The sequence below is a fragment of the Massilia sp. CT11-108 genome, from assembly GCF_047302915.1.
GTDB lineage: Bacteria > Pseudomonadota > Gammaproteobacteria > Burkholderiales > Burkholderiaceae_D > Telluria > Telluria orientalis.
On the sequence record NZ_JBKYMO010000668.1, the window covers coordinates 1 to 2,534 of the forward strand.

The following is a 2,534-nucleotide window of genomic DNA, read 5'->3' on the forward strand; positions in this document are numbered from 1 at the left end:
GCACGGCGCACGAGCGCCAGGCTGCCGAGCCAGTCGGCCAGCGTCTTCGCCGTCGACTCGCCCACGTGGCGGATGCCCAGCGCGAACAGCAGGCGTTCCAGCGGCGGATGCTTGCTGGCGGCGATGGCGGCCAGCAGGTTGTCCGCCCACTTCGTCGCGACCTTGCCCTGCTTGACCGTCTCCGGCGTCGTGCCGTCGCGCTCGTCCGCGAGGCGCTTCATCTTCAACAGGTCGTCCAGGGTGAGCCGATACAGGTCGGCCACGCCGCGGATCAGGTTCGCTTCCACGAGGCTGTCGATATAGCGGTCGCCCAGCCCTTCGATGTCCATCATGCGGCGGCCCGCGAAATGGCGGATCGCTTCCTTGCGTTGTGCGGCGCACGTCAGGCCGCCGGAGCAGCGCGCAACGGCCTCTCCCTCTTCGCGCACGACGTGCGAGCCGCACACGGGGCACGTCTTCGGCAGCTCGTACACGGGCGGTACCGGCGTCGGGCGGCGCTCCAGCACGACGGACAGCACCTCGGGGATGACGTCGCCCGCGCGGCGCACGACGACCGTGTCGCCCACGCGCACGTCCTTGCGGCGCACCTCGTCCTCGTTGTGCAGGGTCGCATTCGTGACGGTCACGCCGCCGACCGAGACGGGCACGAGGCGCGCCACCGGCGTGATCGCGCCGGTGCGGCCCACCTGCACGTCGATGGCGGACACCGTCGTCAGCGCTTCCTCGGCGGGGAACTTATGCGCAAGCGCGAAACGGGGCGCGCGCGAGACAAAACCCAGCTCGCGCTGGTCCGACAATCGGTCGACCTTGTACACGACGCCGTCGATCTCGTACGGCAGCGACTTGCGGCGCGCGCCGATGTCGTGGAAGTAGCCCAGCAGGCCTTCGCATCCGGTGACCACCGCGCGTTCCTTCGACACGGGGAGACCAAGCTGGTCGAGCCAGTCCAGTGCCTTCGAATGCGATTCCGGCAGCGGCGCGCCTTCGAGCAGGCCGATGCCGTAGGCGAAGAAGCGCAGGCGGCGCTGCGCCGTGATGCGCGCGTCGAGCTGGCGCAGGCTGCCCGCGGCCGCGTTGCGCGGGTTCGCGAATTCCTTCTGGCCCGCGTCGCGCTGGCGCTGGTTCAGACGTTCGAAGTCCTCCTTGAACATCAGGACTTCGCCGCGCACTTCCAGCACGGCCGGAATATCGTCGCCGCGCAGGCGCAACGGGATCACCTTCACCGTGCGGATATTGGCGGTGACGTCCTCGCCCGTGTAGCCGTCGCCGCGTGTGGCGGCCTGCACGAACACGCCGTTCTCGTAGCGCAGGCTCATCGCGAGGCCGTCGAATTTCAGCTCGGCCGCATACCGCACCTGCGCGTGGCCGAGGCCATCGCGCACGCGCCGGTCGAAGTTGTCGATGTCTTCGTCGGAAAAGCCGTTGTTCAGCGACAGCATGGGCACCGCATGCGTGACCTGCTTGAACTCCGGGATCGGCGCGGCGCCCACGCGCGACGTCGGCGAATCCACCGACACGGCTTCGGGATGCTGCGCTTCCAGCGCCTGCAGTTCGCGGAACAGCTTGTCGTACTCGGCGTCGGGAATCGTCGGCGCGTCGAGCACGTGGTAGTTGTAGATGTGGTGGTTCAATTCCTTGACGAGCCACGCCATCCGTTCCAGGTCGGCCATGCTCACCTCAGCTGAACAGGCGCAGCGCGCGGGTGGAACCGGCGGCGACGTCGGCCGTGTCCATCTCCTGGTAGAACTCGCGCACCTGGCCCGCGATTTCTTCCAGCGCCGCATCCGTCAGCGGCTGGTCGAAGTCGTCGACGATAGCGGCCTCCAGGCGCTGCTCGAGGTCTTTCGCGCACGCGACCATCTTGCCGAAGCCGTCGCGGGCCGGGGCCACGCACGGTACGTCCAAAAGGAGCGTCAGGCGCGACGTCGTATCGGCGCCGAGCGTGACGTTGGTCGACAGCGTGAACAGGGTGCCGCCGCCCTCTTCCTTGTCCAGCATGACGAACTTGCCGTCCGGGCGCACGTCGAAGCCCGCGTTTTCCAGCGCACCGATCAACGTGGCCATTGCCCATGGCGCGCCTTTGGACGCGAGGTTCACGCCCAGTTGCGCATCGTGGCCGGCGACGAAGCGGTGCAGCGTCTTCGCTTCGCTCATCACTTCGATCATGTCCGGCACTTCCGGCTCGGCGCCAATCTCGTCGGCGACGGCGCGCAGGCGCGTGACCATCTCCGAGTACTCCAGCTCGTTCAGCGCCGTCGTGCGCGTGGCCAGCTGGACGCCGGCCTGCAGCTTCGTGTACACGCCGCCGTGCACGATCGGTTCCCAGTCGCCGTTCACCGCGAGGCCGACGAAGTGCACGGGCTTGTTGCCGACGCGGCGCAGTTTCAGCAGCGCGGGCAGGATGCGGTCGCCGCGCAGCGGGCCTTCCGAATTCAGCGGGATCAGGCAGTCGATCAGCGGGTCGACGAGGTTCTCGGCCAGTTGCGCGGGCGGCGTGTCCGGCTTCACGGCCGGCAGCTCGGCGGCCGTGAAGC

2 protein-coding genes are annotated in these 2,534 nt (G+C 68.5%); both read right to left on the reverse strand.

The genetic code is table 11. The features are described from left to right. A partial coding sequence (gene ligA, locus ACEN88_RS29165; RefSeq protein WP_413345324.1) for an NAD-dependent DNA ligase LigA occupies positions 1-1,670 on the reverse strand: 1,670 nt, incomplete at its 3' end. A gap of 7 nt (positions 1,671-1,677) precedes the next feature. Next, the coding region (locus tag ACEN88_RS29170; RefSeq protein ID WP_413345326.1) for a cell division protein ZipA C-terminal FtsZ-binding domain-containing protein at positions 1,678-2,534 on the reverse strand (857 nt) is incomplete at its 5' end.